This window comes from Arthrobacter sp. M4 (genome assembly GCF_020251205.1).
In the GTDB taxonomy this organism is placed as follows: Bacteria; Actinomycetota; Actinomycetes; order Actinomycetales; family Micrococcaceae; genus Arthrobacter.
The window spans coordinates 191,500-212,487 of record NZ_JAIWYX010000007.1 but is presented as its reverse complement, the minus strand read 5'-3'; the positions used below and the strand labels follow the sequence as shown (position 1 = coordinate 212,487).

Genomic DNA, 20,988 nt, shown 5'->3' with positions numbered 1-20,988 from the left:
ATGATCAGCGGGCTTAATAAATGTCGGAATGGGGCCGATGAAGGTACCAGTTGATTGGAACATAGGTTCAGGCAAGGTTCTGTTCTTCCGCCGGGCCTTCCACGAATACACTCTCACCCAGCGAGTGGTGCTGAGCCAGCTCCCGCTAACGGTCACCACGGGCATCACGGCACTCCTGGTGGCGGCTTTCTTTCCGGCCACCATGTCCAACATTCTGTTCATCAGTTTCCTGGTGCTGCAAGCGCTGGCCCTGGTCCTGTGCTACGCCGTTCCCTGGGATCGTTTACCCTATCCGAGCTTCCTGTCCATTCCGATCCTGGACCTGGTCTCCATCAGTATTGGCCGTGAAGGTGGCTCGGATGCCTTGACGGGCATCAGTCTCATGGCTGTGCTTCCCATCATCTGGCTTTGTGCCTCTGGACTGTATCCACGCTTGGCCATTGCCGCTTCCTTCTTCGCCCCCTTGGCCATCATCTGGATCCCGCTGTTCGTCCACGGATCCGTCACGCCCCAGGACCTCTCCCGCTCCCTGCTCCTGCCGATCATGATGCTGGGCATCGGCGTGTCCGTGAGTGTCCTGACCCAAAGCATGATGCAGCAGCAGCGTGACCTGGAGTCACGGGACGAGCAACTCGAAAAAGCCCTCTCCGAAAGCCAGCAACAGCGTCAGCTGCTCAACACAGTCCTGGAAACAGTCCACCTGGGTGTCCTGGCCGTAGACGCCGATGGCCACGACGTCCTGATGAACCGCAAGCAACGCAAGAACCATGAACTGGCCTCACCGCAGGAAATCGACGACCCCAACGAATCCCAACTCCTAGTGTTCGACCTGGACCGTACCACCCCTGTTCCGCCGGAGGAGAGGCCCGTCCGGCGAGCCGTGCTCGGGCAAGAATTCACGGACTACCTGGTCTGGCTGGGACAGGGACCCGCCCAACGAGCCATCACCACCAGCGCCCGCTCCATCAAGGACACGCACGGCAACTTTGCCGGCTCGGTGATCGTCTTCAGCGACGTCACCGAGCTGGTGAATGCGTTGGCGGCCAAGGACGATTTCGTGGCCAACGTGTCCCACGAGTTCCGCACGCCGCTCACCTCCATCCTTGGCTACATCAACTTGATGCTCGAAGAACAGGATGAGATCCCCGGAGACGTCCTGGAGCAGTTATGGATCATCCGACGCAACGCCGAGCGGCTGCTGAGCCTGGTCACCGACCTGCTATCCACACGTGCGGGCCAAGTGATGGTGTTACCGCACGCAGTCAATGTCACCGATCTTGTCAGGAACAGCGTGGATTCTGCGCGCCCCAAAGCGGACGACGGCGGCGTGCGGCTTCTCGTTTCGGCACCCGAGCGCTTGGAAGCACACGTTGACCCCAGCCGGATAGGGCAAGTCCTGGACAATCTCATCTCCAACGCCATCAAGTACTCCCCATACGGCGGCGACGTCACCGTGACCCTTAGGGCGGAGGACGGAAAAGTGGTCTGCCAAGTAGCCGACAGCGGCATCGGCATGGACGAAAAGGACCAAGCCGAAGCCTTCACCAAGTTCTTCCGCGCCGGCCGCGTGCGAAACTCCAAGATCCCCGGCGTGGGCCTGGGACTTCCCATCACCAAGGCAATCATCGAGGCCCACGGCGGCAACATTTCGCTCGACAGCAAACCCGGCCACGGGACGACGTTCACGTTTACCGTTCCTGCCTAGACTGGATCCATGGCCGAGAGCCGGGACACCCTCACACCGGAGCAGCGCAGCCGGAACATGTCCAGGATCCGGGGCAAAAACACCAAACCCGAATTGCTGGTCCGTAAGCTCCTGCACGCCAAGGGCTACCGCTACCGCCTCCACGGCCAGGCTGCCGGGGGTCGGCTCCCCGGCAACCCGGATCTGGTATTCGCTGGACGACGCAAAGTCATCTTCATCAACGGCTGCTTTTGGCATTCGCACGATTGCAAGGCAGGACAGCATGCCCCGGCTGCGAATGCCGAATTCTGGTCAGCGAAGCGCACACGAACCCTGGAACGGGACGTGCTTCAACGGAAGCAGTTGCGAGAAGCAGGCTGGGAAGTCCTCACCGTCTGGGAATGCGAACTCCGCAACCAATCCCAACTAGAGGAAGAACTCACACAGTTTCTCGACGGCGGCCGAACACAAAGTAGCTCAACGGACCGAGCGTATTGATGAACGACGCAGCCCGCCACATCGCCTTGCTGCCGCGGATCCTGCTGGCCGGGGTTTTCGAGATGCTGCGCTGCGCCGCGGCGAAGAGCGCAATCTGAATCGAGCCGATCACGATGGTGGCGATCCGCTGGCCCTGGGTCATGTCCTTCCAGGTCTTCTTCTGACGACGCATCTTTCCACCCATGGCACGGCCTCCTCTGGCTGCTGCAGGACAGTGGGTCTGTCCTCAGGCTAGTGGATGCTGCCACCCCTGAACAGGCATCCACCGTAGGCGGTCCGCCAGCCGAGGCCTGCACCCGCCAGTACCGGTGAATTCCACTTAACCCCGTGCGGCGCGGAGCACTTCCCCCCACGATTGTTCGGCCAAATCGGCCACTTGGGCCAGCAGCTGTGATGGCGGCAGGGACAGGTCCAAAGGGTACTCGATGATGTCGATATCCGTATTGAGCATGCGCCGCAGTTTCATTTCCCCTTGCCCCGCATAGACCAGCCAGGCTGTCGGAACCTGCAACGCCGTACAGTACGCCAGCATCTGGTAATGGTCCGCGTCCAGGGTTGCTCCGGCGTCGCTGCCCGCGTTGTAGTTGGTGTCGTACACCACCACAGGCCGACCACCCAGGAAATGCACGGCATCCGGCCGGACCGTCAAACGATCGGAATCCCGCACGGCTTCGTTGAGGAGTGCTCCGTATTGCAGGCGCAACTCACCAGGGAAGGCAGCAAGAGCGTGGCGCAGGGCAGCACCCACAAAGTCCTCGAACACCTTGCCCATATCCACAACAAAGGCCGCGGACTGCTGGAGGCCTTCACCGGACTCCGCCGAAGCGTTCCGGAGGATCACCTCCGCCAGCCTGAGGGCAGGGTGGTAGCGGAGATTCATCCTGCTGGCCCGCCACGCGGGAAGGGGCGCTCCCTGCTGAAGGCGGGTGACGGCGTCGAGCTTTCCGGTGAGCTGCCGCAGGCGGCTCAGGACATCCGTGCGGACGCCGGGCACCCGGCCCATGCGTTCCAGTGCGGCCCGCAGGATCTGATTTTCCGGGATGTCCTCCATGAACTCGTCGTAGGACACTTCCAGCGGAACCAACAGGCCGGGACGTCGGGAGATCTGCTCCGAAATCCGGATGCGGCCTTTGACGGTCCGCAGCGACTCGTCCACGGTCCGGTAACCCTGCAGCACGCCGCGGCCCAGCGCCCGCTCAGCCAGTTGGGCTAAGGACTCGGCCAGGGCGCTCCACAAGTCTTCATGCTCGACGGCGTCAACCGGCTGGTCACGGAAGCCCTGCTCTCCTGCATAGCTGAGAAGGAACAGCAGGCGGGAAAGCCCCAGGCGGCCTTTGGGGCGCACATCGAGCTGCACGGTGGACGTGCGGACGGAGCCCACCTTGCCGACAGGCTCGATGCGGTACAGGCCCATGCCCATCGGGGACGCGGAAACCAGGCCGCTCGTGTTGAGGATGGCGGCCGTTGCAGGATCCAGCCGCTCCACCACACCACGGGAAGCCTCGTCCAAGACGATGTGCCGGACGGTCGATTGTCCGCCGGTGGACTGGCGCCCGCCCCCGGATTGGGAGGCGCCGGCAGGACGCTGACCGCCAACAGCTCGTGGAGGCCTAACGGCGCCCAAGTCGCTCCAGCAGCTGGTCCAGGCCGAAGCGTTCCTCCAGCTGCGCGCGGTTCAACTGGCCGTGGTAGTGCTCCTCCAGCAGTGGCATCAGCTCGTACTTCCAAATCCTGCGCAGGCCGGAAGGGGTGTGGGCAGCGGACTTCATAAAGTATGACGGGCCGATCATCAGGTCCCGGTCCCACTCGTCAATAGAATTGTTCAGCTCGTCGAGGAGGTCGGCATTGAGGCTGTCCAAGCCGCGGGCCTCGAGGAATCGCCGCAGGGAACCACGCACCGGCTCCGTCTGCGGGTGCAGTTCAATAAAAGCGAAGCGGCGACGGATGGCGGCGTCCATCATGGCGATGGAACGGTCCGCCGTGTTCATGGTGCCAATGATGTAGAGGTTGTCCGGCAGGCTGAAGGGCTCGTTGGGGCTGTACTGCAGGTAGATCCGGTCGTCCCGGTATTCGAGCAGGAAGTACAGCTCGCCGAAGACCTTGGCCAGGTTGGCCCGGTTCATCTCGTCGATGATCAGGAAATAGGGCTTGCTGGCATTCTCCGGCTTGGCGGCCTCCTCGGCGAGCCTCCGCAGCGGACCGGCGACCAGCTTGAACGACACTTGGCCGTCGTCGGTCTTGTCCGGTCGGTAGCCCTCGAAGAAGTCCTCATAGGCGTAGGACGGGTGGAACTGAACGAGCTTCACGCGCTCGTCGGTGCTATCGGCCGCCAGCTCAGCGGCCAGATGCTTAGCCAGGTACGTCTTGCCGGTGCCGGGAGGGCCGTACAGGACCACCTGACGGTTCTCCTGAAGGAGCCCGGCGATCTCCTGCAGTGGCTCCAGCTGCATATGCAGGCTCGCCGCGAATTCTTCCGTGAGAGGGCGGAAACCCTGGATCAGCGGGATCGCAACCGTCTCCGGCGCGGCTTCATCCTCTGCGTCCGCTTCGGCTTCCGGGGGCAACAGTGCCTGCAACGCGGAAATGACTTTAGTGACATCCACGATGATCCCGGGCGTGGACAGCTGCCGCTGCACGTGCCGGGGAAGTTCGGTGCTGGTATGGGCCTCGTCCAGCCAGCGCACCTTGCGGCGCAGCCTGCGGTCGTTCTGTTCGGGTTCGCCCAGGACAACACCAATCCGCACCGTGCCGCCGTGCTGGTATAGGGCCAGGTCGCCCGGTTTCATGACGCTCAGGAATGCGAAGACCGCCGTTTTAGTGTCCTCGCGCTCCACGTAGCCGAGGTGCTTGTAGTCTTCATCAACCGCGTGTTGGACTGCGCCTGCGGTCACCCCGGCGTCCAGCGAACGGAGATGTTCGACGTCGAGGGTCGCCTTCTCCTCGGACTGCCACGTGGCCAGCAACTCACCATTGTCCTGGTGGGTCCGCAACAGCCATGCTCGCCGGCCGGGGTCCCCGACCTTCCGCCACTGGCTGACGAGTTGGCGGGAGTACCAATCGATGCGCTCACCGGCCAGTTCGTCGAGGTGCAGCCGGATCCGGTGGATGTCAGCCGTAATGTCTTCTTCCGTGTCGCCCTTGGCGCCGCCCACCAGGGACGCGAAGGCGTCCCTGATTTCCCGGCGTTCGACGTCGGCAACCACCGGTTCGAAGTAACTGGGCCAGGCCAGATACTCGATGCTCCGTCGGATGGCCGGCTGGTCCTCAGGCGTTCCTGCCGCAAGGGCATGGAACGCGAGCGGGTCCTTGAGTGCCTTGGCAATGACCTTGGGGGGCTGCTGGTCCACGTGACGGACAAAGCGCGAAAGCCACTTCAGGTGGTCCCAGATGGTCCAGTTGAATTCGGCCGTCCGGTCCCTGATCACGCCGTGGTCCGTCATGCCCTGGTAGAGCTCGTCCGGCAACACCACGGCAGGTTCGATCCATGACGCCGCCTCAGCCACACGGGCTCGCTTGACCCGCAGCGATTTGACCTCATGTGCCAGCGGGAGCGACTGCAGGAAGAGCAGCTCGACGGCCAGGAGCCTCGCCTCGCGGGAGGCGCCGTCGAGATTCTGCCGGAGGTTGGTCATCATGGGCGCCTTGGCGTCCTTGACGCCGCGCTCCAGCCGCTCCAGCAACTCCTCTGCCGCATCGGCCGTCCACGTTGGCGTCAGGCCGTCAAATGCGGAGGGTTTCCCGTTAAGCGCCGCCCCCAGGACGAACCATGCGGCGTCCTCAATCTCCTTGGAGACACCGGCAGGCCTTGACGTACCAGAAGCGCTTGCGGCAGCCCCGACGGTGGGACCGGCAGGGGGCATGGGAGGCTTTGGGGTGGGAGTCACCTAGCTAACTTACATGGTTTCCCTGAACAGTGGCTCCACGTCCTAGGAAGCATGATCCTGGTGCAACTCCAGCCGCGCGCGTTGCTCCGGAGTCAACCGGAGAACCCGCCCGGAACCCTCATCCACGAACGCCAAATGAGTGGTGGCCTTCACGCACTGCTCACCCGTGATGGGGTCCATGACCACGTAGTGAAGGTCAAAGCTGGCACCCTTCACGGCACCTACCCAGATCTCCACGGTGGCAGGGACGTTGCGGTACTCAAGTGTTCGCACATAGCGGACCTTGTGCTCCACCACCAAGGCCATAACGCCTTCGCCAACTTCGTTGAAGAGTGACACGGGCGGCTCGACCCCGGGCAGGCCGGCACCGCGGGGAGGCCCGAACGCGGCGATTCGGGCCTCCTCCAGCATTCGTACGATCTGCACGTTGTTGATGTGCCCGTAGGCGTCCATATCGCCCCAACGCATGGGCACCTGCACAGTAACTTTTCCGGAAGGGCCAGTCTGGGTCAGGGGTGCGTCCTGGCCCAAGGCGACCCCCGGGTCTACGGCGCTCAGGTGTGTACCGCCGTCGAATCGTCAACCGCAACCTCTTCGGCGTCCTCACCGGCGAACTGGGACCTGTACAGCCGGTAGTACGCCCCTTCGAGGGCAAGGAGTTCGGTGTGGTTGCCCTGCTCCACGATCTTGCCTTCTTCCATAACCAGGATGGTATCGGCATCGCGAATGGTGGACAGACGGTGGGCGATGACAAAGCTTGTGCGGTCCGTGCGCAGCGCGGCCATGGCCTTCTGGAGAAGAAGCTCAGTACGGGTGTCCACAGAGCTGGTGGCCTCGTCCAGGATCAGCAAGGAGGGATCGGAGACGAACGCTCGTGCGATGGTGATGAGCTGCTTCTCACCCGCGCTGACGTTGTTGCCTTCCTCGTCAATGACCGTCTGGTATCCGTCGGGCAGGGCACGGACAAAGCGATCCACGTAGGTGGCCTTGGCTGCTGCCATGATCTGTTCCTCAGTGGCGTCCAGGTTGCCGTAGCGGATGTTGTCGTAGATGGTGCCGCCGAACAGCCAGGCATCCTGGAGGACCATGCCCACCTTGGACCGGAGCTCGGAGCGGCTGAGGTCCATGATGTCTACGCCATCAAGGGTGATTCGACCGGCGTCGAGCTCGTAGAACCTCATGACGAGGTTCACCAGCGTGGTCTTGCCCGCGCCGGTAGGCCCGACGATCGCCACCGTGTGGCCGGGCTCTGCACTGAAGGACAGGTCCTCGATCAGCGGGCGGTCCTTCACGTAGCTGAAGGAGACATGCTTGAACTCGACGTGGCCATCGGTGCGGGCTGGCAGGTGGCCAGTGGCGTTCTCCCGCACTTCTTCATCCGCGTCCAGGAACTCAAACACGCGCTCGGCCGAAGCCACGCCGGACTGGAGCATGTTTGCCATACCGGCAATCTGGCCTAGCGGCTGGGTGAATTCGCGGGAGTACTGGATGAACGCCGTCGCGTCGCCCAGACTCATGGAACCGGAGGCCACGCGCAAGCCACCCACCACGGCGATGCCAACGTAGCTGAGGTAGGAGACGAAGTTCATGGCCGGGAAGATCACACCGGAGACGAACTGCGCACCGAAGGAAGCCCGGTAAAGCTCCTCGTTCCGCTCATCGAAGCGCTCGAGCATGTCCGCATCCCGACCAAAGACCTTCACCAGGTCATGCCCGGAGAAGGACTCCTCGATCTGGCCGTTCAGCGCCCCGGTGTTCTTCCACTGGGCGGCAAAGAGCTTCTGGCTCTTGGAGCCGATCACACCTGCCACGATGCCGGACAGCGGCAGTGCGATCAGGGCGATCAGTGCCAGCTCCCAGGACACGATGAACATCATCACGATGATGCCCAGGACCGTCAGGACCGAGCTGACCAACTGGGCGAACGCCTGCTGGAGGCCTTGCTGGACATTGTCCACGTCGTTGGTCACGCGGGACAGGATGTCGCCGCGTTGGCGAGTGTCGAAGTAGTTCAGCGGCAAGTGGTTGAGCTTGGTCTGGACATCGTTACGAAGCCTGTTGATGACCTTCATAACGATGCGGTTGAGGATGTAGCCCTGGGCCCACAGGAAGATGTTGGCCACGAAGTACATCAGCAGCACGATGGAAATCAGGAAGGTCAGCTTAGGGAAGTCGATCCCGTTGCTGAGGTCCATTTTGCCGACCATGTCCGCGAAATTGTCCTGGCCCTGCTGGCGGAGACCTTCCGCGAACTGCTCCTTGGTGACACCGGCCGGAAGTTGCTTGCCAATGATGCCACCGAAGATCACGTCCATGGCGCTACCGAGGACCTTGGGGGCAATAACGTTCAGCACAACGGACACCACAACCAGTCCGATCACCAGGACGACGCCGGGCCCCTCGGGCTTCAGCAGGCCCATCAATCGCTTGGCGGAAGGGCCGAACGCTTTGGCCTTCTTGGCCGGCATTTGGCCGAACATGCCGCCGTCGGCTTCCGTGGGCCGGTACTCCTCTTCCTCCAAGTCCTCACCATCCGGGAGGCTTGTGAGGGCAGCTTCGTCAGCAGCAGACACCTTGGCTGCATCAAGCTTGGCGGCCTTTACCGCTTCCGCCCGGGCAGCCCAACCGCGCTTCTGCTCGTTATGGCCGTCTGTCTGGCCGCTCATGCCACTTCCTCCGGTGTCAGCTGGGACTCAACGATTTCCTGATAGGTGGGCGAGGTTTCCAGGAGTTCCTGGTGCGTGCCGCGGTCCACAATGCGGCCGTTGTCCAGGACTAGGATCTGGTCCGCATCGGCGATGGTGGAGACCCGCTGGGCGACGATGATGACCGTGGCGTCCCGGGTCTTTTCCTTGAGCGCGCGGCGCAGGCGTGCATCGGTAGCCACATCCAGTGCGGAGAACGAGTCATCAAACACGTACACCTTGGGCTTGGTGACCAGCGCCCGGGCGATGCAAAGCCTCTGCCGCTGGCCACCGGACACGTTGGTGCCTCCCTGCGCGATGCGCCGGTTCAAGCCCGCCGACTTTTCCGCGACAAATCCCTTGGCTTGGGCGGTCTCCAGGGCTTCCCAGAGTTCTTCGTCCGTGGCGTCGGTCTTCCCAAAGCGCAGGTTGTGCTCGATTGTCCCGGAGAACAGGTACGGCTTCTGCGGCACAGCGGCTACACGCTTGGTGATTTCTTGGCGGTCCAGTTCGGTGACCGGGACGCCGTCGAGCAGCACCTGGCCGGAGGCAACATCGTGAAGCCGCGGCAGCAGCGACACCAGCGTGCTCTTGCCTGCACCGGTGGATCCGATGATGGCCAAAGTCTGGCCGGGTTCGGCGCTGAAGGAGATGTTGCTGAGGACAGGCTCCTCCGCACCGGGGTACTTGAAGGTGACATCGCGGAATTCGACGTGGCCCCGCCGCTGGGCGGGGACGACCGGGCTCTCCGGATCGTGGATGGTCGGTTCGACGTCGAGCACCTCGCCAATGCGGTCCGCGCAGACAGAGGCACGCGGAATCATCATGGCCATGAAGGTGCCCATCATGACGGCGATGAGGATTTGCAGGAGGTACTGCAGGAAGGCAGTTAGTGCACCGACCTGCATGTCTCCACTGTCAACGCGCTGGCCGCCGAACCAGAGCACCGCGGCCGTGGATAGGTGCAGGATCATGCCGATGGCCGGGAACATCAAGACGAACAGGTTGCCGATCTTCACGGAAACATTGGTGAGGTCCTGGTTTGCGCTGCCGAAGCGCTTGGCTTCGTAGGGCTCGCGCACAAAGGCACGGACAACCCGGATACCAATGATCTGCTCCCGTAGCACGCCGTTGATCCCGTCGATCTTTTCCTGCATGGAGCGGAACAACGGCATCAGCCTCACGACGAGGTAGCCAACTACGGCTACCAACACCGGAACGGATACCCACACCAGCCAAGAGAGGCTCAGGTCCTCCCGCACGGCCATAATGATGCCGCCGATGCACATGATGGGCGTGGAGACCATGAAGTTCAGGCCCATCAGCATCAGCATCTGGACTTGCTGGACGTCGTTGGTTCCACGCGTGATCAGTGTTGGCGCACCGAAGCGGTTCACTTCCTTGGCCGAGAAACTGCTCACCTTGCGGAAAACACTGCGACGGAGGTCGCGGCCAAAGGCCATGGCGGTTTTGGCACCGAAATATACCGCCGCGATGGCGGTGAGGATTTGGGCCAGGGCGACGGCCAGCATTATGGCGCCAGTGCGCCAGATGTAGTCCGTGTCACCGTGGGCAACGCCCTCGTCAATGATTTTGGCATTGAGGCTGGGCAGGTACAGCGTTGCGATTGTGGAAGCTAGCTGAAAGAGAAGGACGGCCAGAATGTATGGCAAATACGGCCTTGAGTATTGCCGTATGAGTTTGACAAGCATGCCCAGAGAATCCTTAGAAAACAGAGCGCGAAAAAGTGATGGAAACATCAAAACAGCAGGGTCTGACAGACTTAGACACTCAACTTTACGAAATCCGTTGCCTCAGCGAAACAACCCCGGGGAAATATCATCCCCGGGGAGTATTCGAGGCCGGAATAACGGCGATTTTGGCCACCGGGGGCCGGCGGGACCTTGTTTTGCCAGACGCCGGCCTGGTTCCGGCCGGCGTCGGCCGATTGCTTTTCAGTGAGCCAGCCGGTCCGGCCGGATTGCCTTGCCGTGCACCAGCCGGCCGATTGCTTTGCCGTGCGCCAGCCGGTCCGGCCGATTGCTTTGCCGTGCGCCAGCCGGTCCGGCCGGATTGCCTTGCCGTGCACCAGCCGGCCGATTGCCTTGCCGTGCGCCAGCCCGCCCGCCCAATGTGCGGGCCGACCGGCACGGGCGTGCCATGAAGTCAGCTAGCCGGCGTGCCGGCCCGGCTCAGCGGTCCGGGCAGATCGCTCCTGGCGGAGGAGTCCTGCTGCCTCCGCTCCGTGCAGCAGCGCTATTGCGGCCCGCTCCTGCTGCTTACGCTCCTTCTTGAGCTCTTTGCGCAGAATGGCCAGCTCAGCCGCGGTCCGGGATTGCTGCTCGGCCAGGAACTGCTGCTCACGCTGCCGTGCCTGCAGTTCACTGTGGGCCCTGCTCAACTGCAATTGCTGCTCGGACAGTAGGCGCTGCGTGCGGGCCAACTCCTGCTGGATTTCCTGAAGCCCAGCGGGCACGACGGTCCTTTCCTGCGTCAGGATCCTGGCAAATTCCATGTCGAGATCTTCGGCATCCAGGTGGTGGGCATCCCGGGGAATACCCGCCCCGGCCGCATCGGTCCTTACGGGAGCCGGGTCGTCGTTCCCGGACTCCTGCTGCTCGGATCCCGCTGCCGGTTTGACGACGGCGGAAGGCTGGCTGCCGGCGTCGGACGTTCCGCCGTCGGTCCCGGCGGGGGCCGCCGCGTCCACGGTGCGGCGCAACGGCACCTCCTTGATGAAGAGGACGGCCAGGAGTGCCACCACGGCGATGGCTGCCGCGATCAGGAAGATCTGCGCAGTCGCGTCACCGTAGGCCGCGCGCATGATGTCGCGGATGGGCGCGGGGAGGTCCACGATGTCCATGTTTCCGCCGCCGGAGCCACCCGAAACCGGAATATGCGCCGCGGCGAGGCCCTGAACCACCAGATCCTTCACATGGTTGGACATCACCGCACCGAGCACGGAAACACCGATCGCGCCGCCAACGGAGCGGAAGAATGCGACGGACGCACTGGCCGTGCCGATGTCCGAGGCGCGGACTGTGTTCTGGACCGCGAGGACCAGGTTTTGCATGAGCATGCCCACGCCCAGACCAAAGACAAAGGTGTAGATGGAGGTCTGCCACAGCTCAGTGGTGTGGTCGATTGTGCCCGCCATCCCCAGGCCGGCGATGAGCAGGACCGAGCCGGCGATCAGGAACTTCTTCCATTTGCCGAAGCGGCTGATCAGCTGACCGGAGATCACGGAACCCAACAGGTTGCCCACAATCATGGGTAGCGTCAGCAGGCCGGCTTCCGTCGGCGTGGCACCGCGGGCCACTTGGAAGTACTGGCCGAGGAACGTCGAGGAGCCGAACATCGCGATGCCGACCGCCACGGATGCGATGATGGCCAGCGCGGTGGTCCGCTCGGAGATGATCTTGAGGGGAATGATGGGCTCGGCCACCTTGGACTCGACCAGGATCAGCAGGGCCAGGAGCACCACGGCGCCGCCCACCATGGCTGCGGACTGCCAGGAAATCCAGTCGTAGTAGTCGGGGTTGCCGGCGAAGGAGACCCAGATCAGGAGCAGGCTCACGCCAGCGGTCAAGAGGACGGAGCCCAGCCAGTCGATTTTTGCCGGACGCCTGACATGCTGGATCTTCAACGTCAGCTGGAGCAGGATGAGCGCGATGACGGCGAGCGGCACGCAGACGAAGAACGTCCAGCGCCAGCCGAGCGGGCTGTCCACAATGAAGCCGCCGAGCAGCGGCCCGCCAGCGGTGCCTGCGGCCAGGACTGCGCCCATGTAACCGGAATACTTGCCCCGCTCACGCGGCGGAATCATGGTCCCAATGATTGCCTGCGCCAGAGCCGTGAGACCTCCCATCGCGATGCCTTGGACAACGCGGGCCACCAGCATGAACGGAATGCTGTCCGACAGTCCGGCCATGATGGAGCCAGCCACGAAGAGCACGATGCTCAACTGGACCAGCAGCTTCTTGTTGAAGAGGTCCGCCAGCTTGCCCCAGAGGGGCGTGGTAGCCGCGTTGGCGAGGAGCGCTGCCGTGATTACCCACGCGAAGTCGGTCTGCGTTCCATGCAGCTCGGACATGATGGTCGGCAGCGCGTTTGCAACGATGGTGCTGCTCAGGATGGCGGTGAAGAAAGCCGCCAGCAGCCCGGTGAGCGCCTCCATGATTTGGCGGTGCGTCATTGGTTCCTTGGCGCCGGTTGCTTCTGCGCTTGATGGCCGCATTGCTGCGGCTTGAGTGTGAGTGGCCATGCGTTACTCCTAAACGGTTGTTGTCGTGTGAGTGGCGCCGGCCGTCGTTGCCCGGATGGAGTCCCGGAGGGACCCCGCCAGTTTCCTGATAATGTGCGACGCCTCGAGGGCGTCGTCTTCGCTCCAGTCCGCCAAATATGCCTGCAAATTGGCGGTGCGTTCATCCTCGAACGCCTGGAGTGCAGCCTCCCCGGCCTCGGTCAGGGCGATCAGTTGAGCCCTGCCGTCGTTGGGATCCGGCCGCCGCACCACCAGCCCCATCTCCTCCAGTTCGGCGACATGCCTGCTAAGGACCGGAGCCGTGACCCCCAACTGCGCGGCGAAGTGGGTGGCACGGGCCTCGCCCTCACCTATGAAGCGAAGGACGCCATGGAGGGCGAACCCCACCTTCCCGCTGCCTCCCCGCGCCAGATGCGCGGTGGAGATGCAGCGGAGTACCCGTTGAAGATCGAAAATCTGGTGGACAAGATCGGTTGCCGTCGTGGGAGCAACAGCCATGGGCTTTACACTTCCTCTTTGATTGCCTAAAGCAACTATATACGTATTGGTTACTTTGGGCAACTAACGAAAGCGACATCCCCGCCGACTCGCAAAACTGCTGCGCCGAGATGGCAATAAATGCCCATGTTTGCGCGCAACATGGGCATTTATTGCCATCTCGCGCGGGGGTAGAGGGGTCCGCGGGTGGGGTTTAAACGGCGCAGCGCGGGCCTGTTGGGACAGGTCCGCGCTGCGGGAAGTGGTGAACTAGGTGGCCAGGTGCGTTGGGCCGAACATCTTTAGCAGGGTTTCAACCACGACGACGTTAGGTCCGTCAGCGGCGAAGCTCGCCTTGAGCGCGTCCCCCACTTCCTCCGGGGCCACCCTGCGGGCAGGGACACCGAAGGATTCCGCGAGCTTGACGAAGTCCGGACGGGCGAGCTCGGTAGCGGTCGCCTTGCCGAAGGCGCCCACCATGTACTCACGCAGGATGCCGTAACCGCCGTCGTCCACGATGAGCCACGTGACAGGGATGTTGTGCTGCCGGGCCGTGGCGAGTTCCGAAATGGAGTACATTGCGGAACCGTCGCCGGATACCGCGAGCACGCGGCCAGGTTTGCCGGCCGTCTCCAAGCCCACGGCACCACCGATTGCAGCGGGGAAGCCAAACCCCAGGCCACCTGCACCCTGGGCGGAGTGGAACTGCCCCTCACGGGAGTCCCAGCAGCTCCAGGCCCAGTAAGCGGAGATGGTCATGTCCCAGAAGGTCTGCATGTCGGCCGGGACGGCTTCACGGATGTCGGCCATGAACTTCAGTTCCTTGGCCAGGTCCTGGGATTCGAGCCGAGCCTGGACTTTTGCAAGCGTCTCGGCGACCAGCTGCTCAGGTGTGCTCCCCCGCCAATCCGGCGCGGCCGTCGTCGCGGGCAGTGCCTCGTCCAAGGCGGAGAGCGCCTGTCCGGCGTCAGCCCGGATCCCCAAGCCCGGACGGTTGGACTCGAGAACCCTGGGTTCGGCGTCGATCTGGATGATCCTGCCGCGCGGTTCAAACGTGAAGTAGTTGGAGGTCACCTCACCTAGGGACGAGCCAATGACCACCAGCACGTCGGCGTCCTCCAGGAGGTCCGTCATATACCGGTCCTCGATCCAGGACTGCAGGCTCAGCTCATGGTTCCACGGGAATGCCCCGTTGCCACCCGGTGTGCAGATCACAGGCGCCCGAAGCTTCTCCGCTATGGACAGCAGCGCCTTCTCTGCCTTGCCGCGGCGCGTGCCGCCGCCGGCGATGATTGCCGGACGTTCCGCCGTCGAGAGCCACTTCACCGCCTCCCGGACCAGCTCGACCCTGGGCGGGTTATCCGCAGCCTCGGCCAGCGCGTCCTCAACAGGAGGGACCATTATCGGATCCAACAGCACGTTCTGCGGGATCTCAATCCACACGGGGCCCTGCGGCGAAGAAATGGCCTCGGTCCAGGCGTCCTGGATAGCCGACGGTATGCCGGAAGCATGCTGGATAAGGCGTTGGCTTTTGGTGACGTTGGCGGCCGATGCCTTCTGGTCGTCGAGTTGGTGCAACATGCCTTTACGCCGGGCGCCCAGTCCTTCCAGCGGGATCTGGCTGGCGACAACAACCATCGGCACACCCGTGGCATAGGCTTCCTGCAGCCCGGCCAGGGAGGTCAACGCACCCGGCCCGGTGGAGAGGAACAGCACGCCCACCTCGCCGGTTGCCCGGGAATACCCGTCTGCTGCGAAGGCGGAGTTGTTCTCCACACGGCTGGAAACGAACTTCAGGTTGCCGCGGCCCATGGCGTCGAACAGGCCCAGCGCATGCTGTCCCGGGATACCAAAAACGGTCTTCGCGCCGAGCGCTTCGAGCGTCTCGACGACGAGGTCTCCACCGTTGCGCTGGCTGCTCCCCTTTGTTGGCGCCGCAGTACCCGGATCGAAATCAATCATCGCTTGGTTCCCGACGCGAGTTCCGCAAGACGGGCGTCAAGCGCCTGGGCGGCGTAGCCAGTGGGCGCACCGTGGCGGTTGCCCTCCACAGCGTTGTCCGCCATCAGGGTGACCAGCTCGTAGGCGACGTGGCTCCCGGCGACGCCCGTGATTTCCGCATGGTCGTAAGCCGGAGCAACTTCCACGATGTCCGCCCCCACCAGGTTCATGCCACGGAAGCCGCGGATAATCTCCAGGAGTTCACGGCTGGTGATGCCACCGGCCTCCGGCGTTCCGGTGCCTGGAGCGTGGGCGGGGTCCAGCACATCGATGTCCACGGAGACGTAGAGCGGACGGTCTCCGATGCGGTCCCTGATCTTGGCCACGACTTCGGCGACGCCCTGGTAGTAGACGTCCGCCGAGGTGACGATGCCGAAGCCAAAGCGGTGGTCGTCGTCGAGGTCTTTCTTGCCGTAAAGCGGCCCGCGGGTTCCTACGTGGCTGATCGCCTCGGTGTCCAGGATGCCTTCCTCCACCGCACGGCGGAAGGGAGTTCCGTGAGTGTACTCAGCACCGAAGTAGGTGTCCCAAGTGTCCAGGTGGGCGTCGAAGTGAAGCATCGCGACGGGTTCACCGGCGCGCTCTGCGGCGGCTCGCAGCAGCGGCAATGCGATGGTGTGGTCGCCACCGAGGGTTACCAGCTTGCTGCCCTTTGCCGTGAGGTCCAGGGCGTTCTGCTGGATGGTCTCAATGGCCTCGTTGATGTTGAACGGATTGACGGCCATATCGCCGGCATCCGCAACCTGGATGTTCTCGAACGGGCTGACGTCCCACGCAGGGTTATACGGGCGGAGCAGGCGGCTGGCTTCGCGGACATGGTTGGCCCCGAAGCGCGCGCCGGGGCGGTAGGACACGCCTGAATCGAAGGGGACGCCGACCACTGTGACGTCGGCCTTGGCAACCTGGTCCAGCCGCGGCAGGCGAGCATAGGTAGCGGCCCCGGCATAACGCGGGATGCGGGAGGAATCTATGGGGCCGATGTTGCCATTGGCCTCGATGCGCAGCTCTTCCACAGTGCGGCTCTCCTTCGAGTGTCGGTGTCTTGTTGTGACCCATCATACACTCAAAGTTGTCTTATATGCATCAGGTGTTTACATGCACTGTTCTTTTCTTAAGTTCCGTTGGCTGGGGTGCCCATGTCCCACCCGGGCAAAAAATGGCGATGCTCCCGCACATGAGTGCGGGAGCATCGCGGTGAACGTGTGCAGAAGGTGATGGCCGACGGCGAACGGCTCGCTCACGGGCGTTCGGCACCGATGTGACTGCCGCCGTCGGGCCGGTTCGGCACCCCCGTGACTGCCGCCGTCGGGCCTCAATATCGACGGCGGGCGGTCAATCAATTGATCGCGGCGACTCCCCGCTCCCCCGTCCGGACCCGAACCACCTCGGCGAGGGCGACAGTCCAAATTTTGCCGTCTCCGAAGCCCCCGGTGCTGGCACCCCCAACGATGGCGCTCACGATCCCGTCAACGGCATCGTCGGCGGCCAAGACCTCCACACGAACCTTCGGGAGGAGGTCCGAGGCGTATTCCGCACCCCTATAGACCTCCACATGGCCCCGCTGGCGGCCGTAACCGCTGGCCTGGCTGACGGTCATTCCGTTGACGCCATAGGCCTCCAGTGCATCCCTCACGTCGTCGATACGCTCCGGCCGCACGATGGCGGTAATCAGCTTCATGTTGCCGCCGTTCGCTGCGCTTCAACTTTGTGGTTGGAATCGTTGCCATGCGGCTCCCCCGGATGGAAGCTGCCGCCCACCATGATCAGCTCGTAGGCCGTCTCGGCGTGCTCGGCGACGTCAATACCTGAAGTCTCGTCAGCTTCGGAGACGCGCATGCCCATGAGCTTATGGATGGCGAAACCGATGATCGTGGTCATGAGGGCTGTCCAGGCCGTAACGATCAACGCAGTAAGGATCTGTGGCCAGAACTGGGTGAGGCCGCCACCATAGAAGAGGCCGCCTTCAGTCTTGGCGGAGGGAACCGCGAAGAAGCCCAGCGACAATGTGCCCCAGAGCCCTCCGACAAAGTGGACCGGCACCACGTCGAGCGAGTCGTCCAGCCCAATGCGGTACTTCAAGGAGACCGCCAGTGCGCAGACGACGCCGGCGATCACACCGATGGCAATCGCACCAATGGGGTCGACGAAACCACACGCGGGCGTAATCGCCACGAGACCGGCCACGGCGCCCGATGCTGCACCCAACGAGGTGGCATTCCCGTCACGGATCCGCTCCACGAGCAGCCAGCCGAGCAGCGCCGCACTCGTGGCCAGGAGGGTGTTGGTCCAGGCCAGGCCGGCGGTGGCATCCGCTGCGAGTTCCGAACCAGCGTTGAAACCGAACCAACCAAACCACAGCAAGCCGGCGCCCAACATCACGAACGGCAGGTTATGCGGTTTGATGGCCGGATCCTTCATGAAACCGAGGCGCTTGCCAAGGATCACAGCAAGCATCAAACCGGCCATACCGGCGTTCATGTGCACCACGGTGCCGCCGGCAAAGTCGAGCGCGGAGATGTGGCTACCGATCAGGCCTTCAGGACCAAACAGGCCGCCACCCCAGACCCAGTGGGCGATAGGCGAGTAGACCAGCGTGACCCACAGGGCGGAGAAAAGCAGCCATGGGCCGAACTTGACACGCTCGGCCACGGCCCCCGAGATCAGCGCGACAGTGATGATGGCGAAGGTTGCCTGGAAGCCGACGAAGACCAAGTCCGGCAAACCGGCCGCCTTGCCGCCAATGACACTGCTCAGACCGTTAAGGCCAAAGTTGGCAAAGGGATCACCACTCAGGCCACCCAGAGTATCGGGGCCGAATGCGATCCCATAGCCCCACAGGGCCCAAACGACGGCGACCACACCCATGGCGCCGAAGCTCATCATCATCATGTTCAAAACGGATTTCATGCGGACGAGGCCGCCGTAGAAGAAAGCGAGACCCGGTGTCATCAACAGGACCAGGGCGGATGCTGCGAGCATCCAGGCAGTAGCTCCCGGGTCCAGTGCTGTTGGGTCTACGTCCATTGGAGTGATTGCTAGCGTGTTCATCTGGGAGCCTCCTCGGCTCGAGGCGCTTGCGACGCCTAAAACGGCGAGATTGAACGAAGTGGCGAGACCTTTTCCCCCATAGCCGAGGCTAGCCACAGCACGTTTCAGCGACAGTCCGCGGCAGTTACAGGCGTGTGACGTATTTCACAGTTGAGTTTCCGAGCGATTACTTCAATATTTCCGGCATGTAACACGGACCTCACCTTGTTCCTTTCGGCGGCATATTGCGGGCGCTCTAGTTTTCGAATTGCCGCCTGAGAGCCACCTCACACGAACGTAAAGATTCCGTTAAAGCCCGGAAGTTCGGCGATTTTGAACCCCTAAGCTCCATTCCGGAAGCAGCGATTCTCCGCTGCCGCGGAAGGAGCGAAGGACACTGTGACCACTTTGACGAGGCCGCCAGCGGACCCCTCGAACCGGCGGCGGCAGCAGGCGCCTTTCCGGACCTGGCTCTTGGAAGGCATGCCGGAAACGTCCGGAAAACGGCAAGGCCCGCACGGAAGGCCCGACGCCGGGCACACGCCTCAGTCGTGGTGGAAAGTAATGTGCCTGACCGGCGTCGACTACTTCTCGACCTTGGGCTATCAGCCCGCCATTGCGGCCCTCGCCGCAGGCCTTCTGTCCCCCTTGGCGACCATCGTTCTCGTGGCAGTGACACTGCTGGGCGCTCTTCCGGTCTACCGTCGCGTTGCAGCGGAAAGTCCCCGTGGCGAAGGCTCAATCGCGATGCTTGAACGGCTGCTGCCACGCTGGGGTGGCAAGTTGTTCGTCCTGGCGTTGCTGGGGTTTGCCGCTACGGACTTCATGATCACCATGACCTTGTCCGCGGCGGATGCAAGTGCCCACGCCATCGAGAACCCCTTTGCTCCGGAGTGGATGCACGGGCAGGAAGTTGTGATCACGCTTGCGCTCATTGCTGCGCTCGGCGTCGTTTTCCTCCGTGGTTTCAAGGAAGCCATCAACGTCGCCGTCCTCTTGGTAGGCGTCTTCCTGGTGCTGAATGCCGTTGTGGTGACTGTGGGCCTGGCCCACGTCGCCTCAAACGGGCAGGTGGTCAGCGACTGGTGGGCAGCCCTTACGGTGCAGCACGGTGATCCGTTGATGATGATCGCTGTGGCCCTGCTTGTATTCCCAAAACTCGCCCTGGGCCTATCCGGTTTTGAAACAGGTGTTGCCGTGATGCCGCAGATTCGGGGAACTGACGGGGACACCGAGGAGAATCCAGTTGGCCGTATCCGGGGTGCCCACAAGCTGCTGACCGTGGCCGCGCTGATCATGAGCGCGTTCCTGGTCACGTCCAGCTTTGTGACGACGTTCCTCATCCCCGCCGAAGAGTTCGAACCCGGCGGGAAGGCCAGCGGCCGGGCCCTGGCTTATCTGGCCCACCTCTACATGGGTGATGGTTTCGGCACGGTCTATGACATCAGCACGATTGCCATCCTCTGGTTTGCCGGGGCCTCCGCAATGGCGGGACTGTTGAACCTTGTTCCGCGTTACCTGCCACGATTCGGCATGGCTCCGACGTGGACCCGCGCGGTTCGACCCTTGGTCCTGGTGTTCACTGCCATCGCTTTCCTGGTGACCATCGTGTTCCGCGCGGACGTGGATGCGCAGGGCGGTGCCTACGCCACTGGTGTGCTTGTGCTCATGACCTCGGCCTCGATTGCAGTGACACTGTCCGCGCGGCGAAAGGGCCAGACAGTCCGTACCTTGGGCTTCGGCGCGGTGGCCCTGGTGTTCCTGTACACAACCGTGGTCAACGTGGTGGAACGGCCGGACGGCATCAGGATCGCGGCACTCTTCATCCTGGGCATTGTGCTGGTGAGCTTCGCCTCCCGAATCCGCCGTTCCTTTGAACTCCGGGCAACCCACATCACCATGGACCAGGCCGCCCTCGAATTCACAGCAGCGAGCGAGGAAGGTCCCATCCGCCTCATTTCGCACGAGCCCAAGGTATTCAGTGCCGAGCGATACCGCGACAAACTGGCCCACGCACGCCAGGCCAACCATTTGCCGGCCGACTCCGAGGCGATCTTCATCGAGGTCATCGTCGAAGACAGCTCCGACTTTGAGCAGGCCTTGGTGGTGGAGGGTAAGATCCGGAACGGCTACCGGGTCCTGGAAGTCACGGGCAACAACGTGCCCAATACTCTGGCCGCAGTTCTCCTGCACATCCGTGATGTCACCGGGCTGATGCCGCACATCTACTTCCGGTGGACTGAGGGCAATCCCATCGCCAACCTGAGCAAGTACCTATTCTTCGGCGAGGGCGAGATCGCCCCCGTAACCCGGGAAGTCCTGCGTGAAGCCGAACCCGACGTGACTCGGAGGCCCTGGGTTCACGTCGGCTAAGGATCCTGACCTCCCAGATTCCTTGCCGCCAGCTTCGAACGGCACAGGCGGAATTCCGGGGATCTGCCGGGCAAGGCGGGTGGGACGGGCGAGTAA

At 63.0% G+C, this 20,988-nt stretch carries 15 protein-coding genes; 3 read left to right on the top strand and 12 right to left on the bottom strand.

Annotation, left to right across the window (positions count from 1 at the left end; genetic code table 11):
- The first annotated feature begins 37 nt into the window (after positions 1–37).
- Both LD110_RS14050 and LD110_RS14045 read left to right on the top strand, forming a co-directional pair.
- Positions 38–1,705 carry a cell wall metabolism sensor histidine kinase WalK gene (locus LD110_RS14050; protein WP_225499443.1) on the top strand — a complete coding sequence of 556 codons (1,668 nt, stop codon included), beginning with the start codon at positions 38–40 and terminating at the stop codon, positions 1,703–1,705.
- A gap of 9 nt (positions 1,706–1,714) precedes the next feature.
- On the top strand, positions 1,715–2,182 hold the full coding sequence (locus LD110_RS14045; RefSeq protein WP_225499442.1) for a very short patch repair endonuclease: 468 nt from the start codon (positions 1,715–1,717) through the stop codon (positions 2,180–2,182).
- Here LD110_RS14045 and LD110_RS14040 read toward each other — a convergent pair.
- The 12 genes from LD110_RS14040 to LD110_RS13985 all read right to left on the bottom strand — a co-directional run bounded on the left by LD110_RS14040 (position 2,124) and on the right by LD110_RS13985 (position 18,540).
- Complete coding sequence (locus tag LD110_RS14040; RefSeq protein ID WP_225499441.1) at positions 2,124–2,366, bottom strand: hypothetical protein; 243 nt, start codon at positions 2,364–2,366, stop codon at positions 2,124–2,126. The two genes, LD110_RS14045 and LD110_RS14040, sit on opposite strands and share 59 nt — an antisense overlap.
- A gap of 135 nt (positions 2,367–2,501) precedes the next feature.
- Positions 2,502–3,692 (bottom strand): McrC family protein, encoded by a 1,191-nt coding sequence (locus tag LD110_RS14035; RefSeq protein WP_263855246.1) that lies wholly within the window; start codon positions 3,690–3,692, stop codon positions 2,502–2,504.
- A 100-nt stretch (positions 3,693–3,792) separates the two neighbouring features.
- Positions 3,793–6,042 carry an McrB family protein gene (locus tag LD110_RS14030; RefSeq protein ID WP_225499565.1) on the bottom strand — a complete coding sequence of 750 codons (2,250 nt, stop codon included), beginning with the start codon at positions 6,040–6,042 and terminating at the stop codon, positions 3,793–3,795.
- A 66-nt stretch (positions 6,043–6,108) separates the two neighbouring features.
- Positions 6,109–6,534, bottom strand: a complete 426-nt coding sequence (locus tag LD110_RS14025; RefSeq protein WP_225499440.1) for a thioesterase family protein — start codon at positions 6,532–6,534, stop codon at positions 6,109–6,111.
- A gap of 86 nt (positions 6,535–6,620) precedes the next feature.
- A complete protein-coding gene (locus LD110_RS14020) occupies positions 6,621–8,732 on the bottom strand; it encodes an ABC transporter ATP-binding protein (protein ID WP_308012443.1) in 2,112 nt (703 codons plus the stop codon).
- Positions 8,729–10,462, bottom strand: a complete 1,734-nt coding sequence (locus tag LD110_RS14015; protein WP_225499439.1) for an ABC transporter ATP-binding protein — start codon at positions 10,460–10,462, stop codon at positions 8,729–8,731. The genes LD110_RS14020 and LD110_RS14015 overlap by 4 nt, the downstream gene beginning before the upstream one ends.
- A gap of 458 nt (positions 10,463–10,920) precedes the next feature.
- On the bottom strand, positions 10,921–13,014 hold the full coding sequence (locus LD110_RS14010) for an MFS transporter (RefSeq protein WP_374200343.1): 2,094 nt from the start codon (positions 13,012–13,014) through the stop codon (positions 10,921–10,923).
- Between the two features lie 9 nt (positions 13,015–13,023).
- A complete protein-coding gene (locus tag LD110_RS14005; protein ID WP_225499438.1) occupies positions 13,024–13,512 on the bottom strand; it encodes a MarR family winged helix-turn-helix transcriptional regulator in 489 nt (162 codons plus the stop codon).
- A 249-nt stretch (positions 13,513–13,761) separates the two neighbouring features.
- Positions 13,762–15,453 carry a thiamine pyrophosphate-binding protein gene (locus LD110_RS14000; protein WP_225499437.1) on the bottom strand — a complete coding sequence of 564 codons (1,692 nt, stop codon included), beginning with the start codon at positions 15,451–15,453 and terminating at the stop codon, positions 13,762–13,764.
- Complete coding sequence (gene speB / locus LD110_RS13995) at positions 15,450–16,505, bottom strand: agmatinase (RefSeq protein ID WP_225499436.1); 1,056 nt, start codon at positions 16,503–16,505, stop codon at positions 15,450–15,452. Before speB ends, LD110_RS14000 begins: the two co-directional genes overlap by 4 nt.
- Positions 16,506–16,828: 323 nt before the next feature.
- Entirely contained in the window at positions 16,829–17,170 is a 342-nt protein-coding gene (locus tag LD110_RS13990; protein WP_225499435.1) for a P-II family nitrogen regulator, read from the bottom strand.
- Positions 17,167–18,540, bottom strand: coding sequence for an ammonium transporter (locus LD110_RS13985; protein ID WP_225499434.1), 1,374 nt, complete (start codon positions 18,538–18,540; stop codon positions 17,167–17,169). Before LD110_RS13985 ends, LD110_RS13990 begins: the two co-directional genes overlap by 4 nt.
- Positions 18,541–18,918: 378 nt before the next feature.
- Between LD110_RS13985 and LD110_RS13980 the strand changes: the two genes are divergently transcribed.
- Positions 18,919–20,892: an amino acid transporter gene (locus LD110_RS13980; protein ID WP_225499433.1), complete on the top strand. Its 1,974-nt coding sequence runs from the start codon at positions 18,919–18,921 to the stop codon at positions 20,890–20,892.
- Positions 20,893–20,988: the final 96 nt, after the last annotated feature.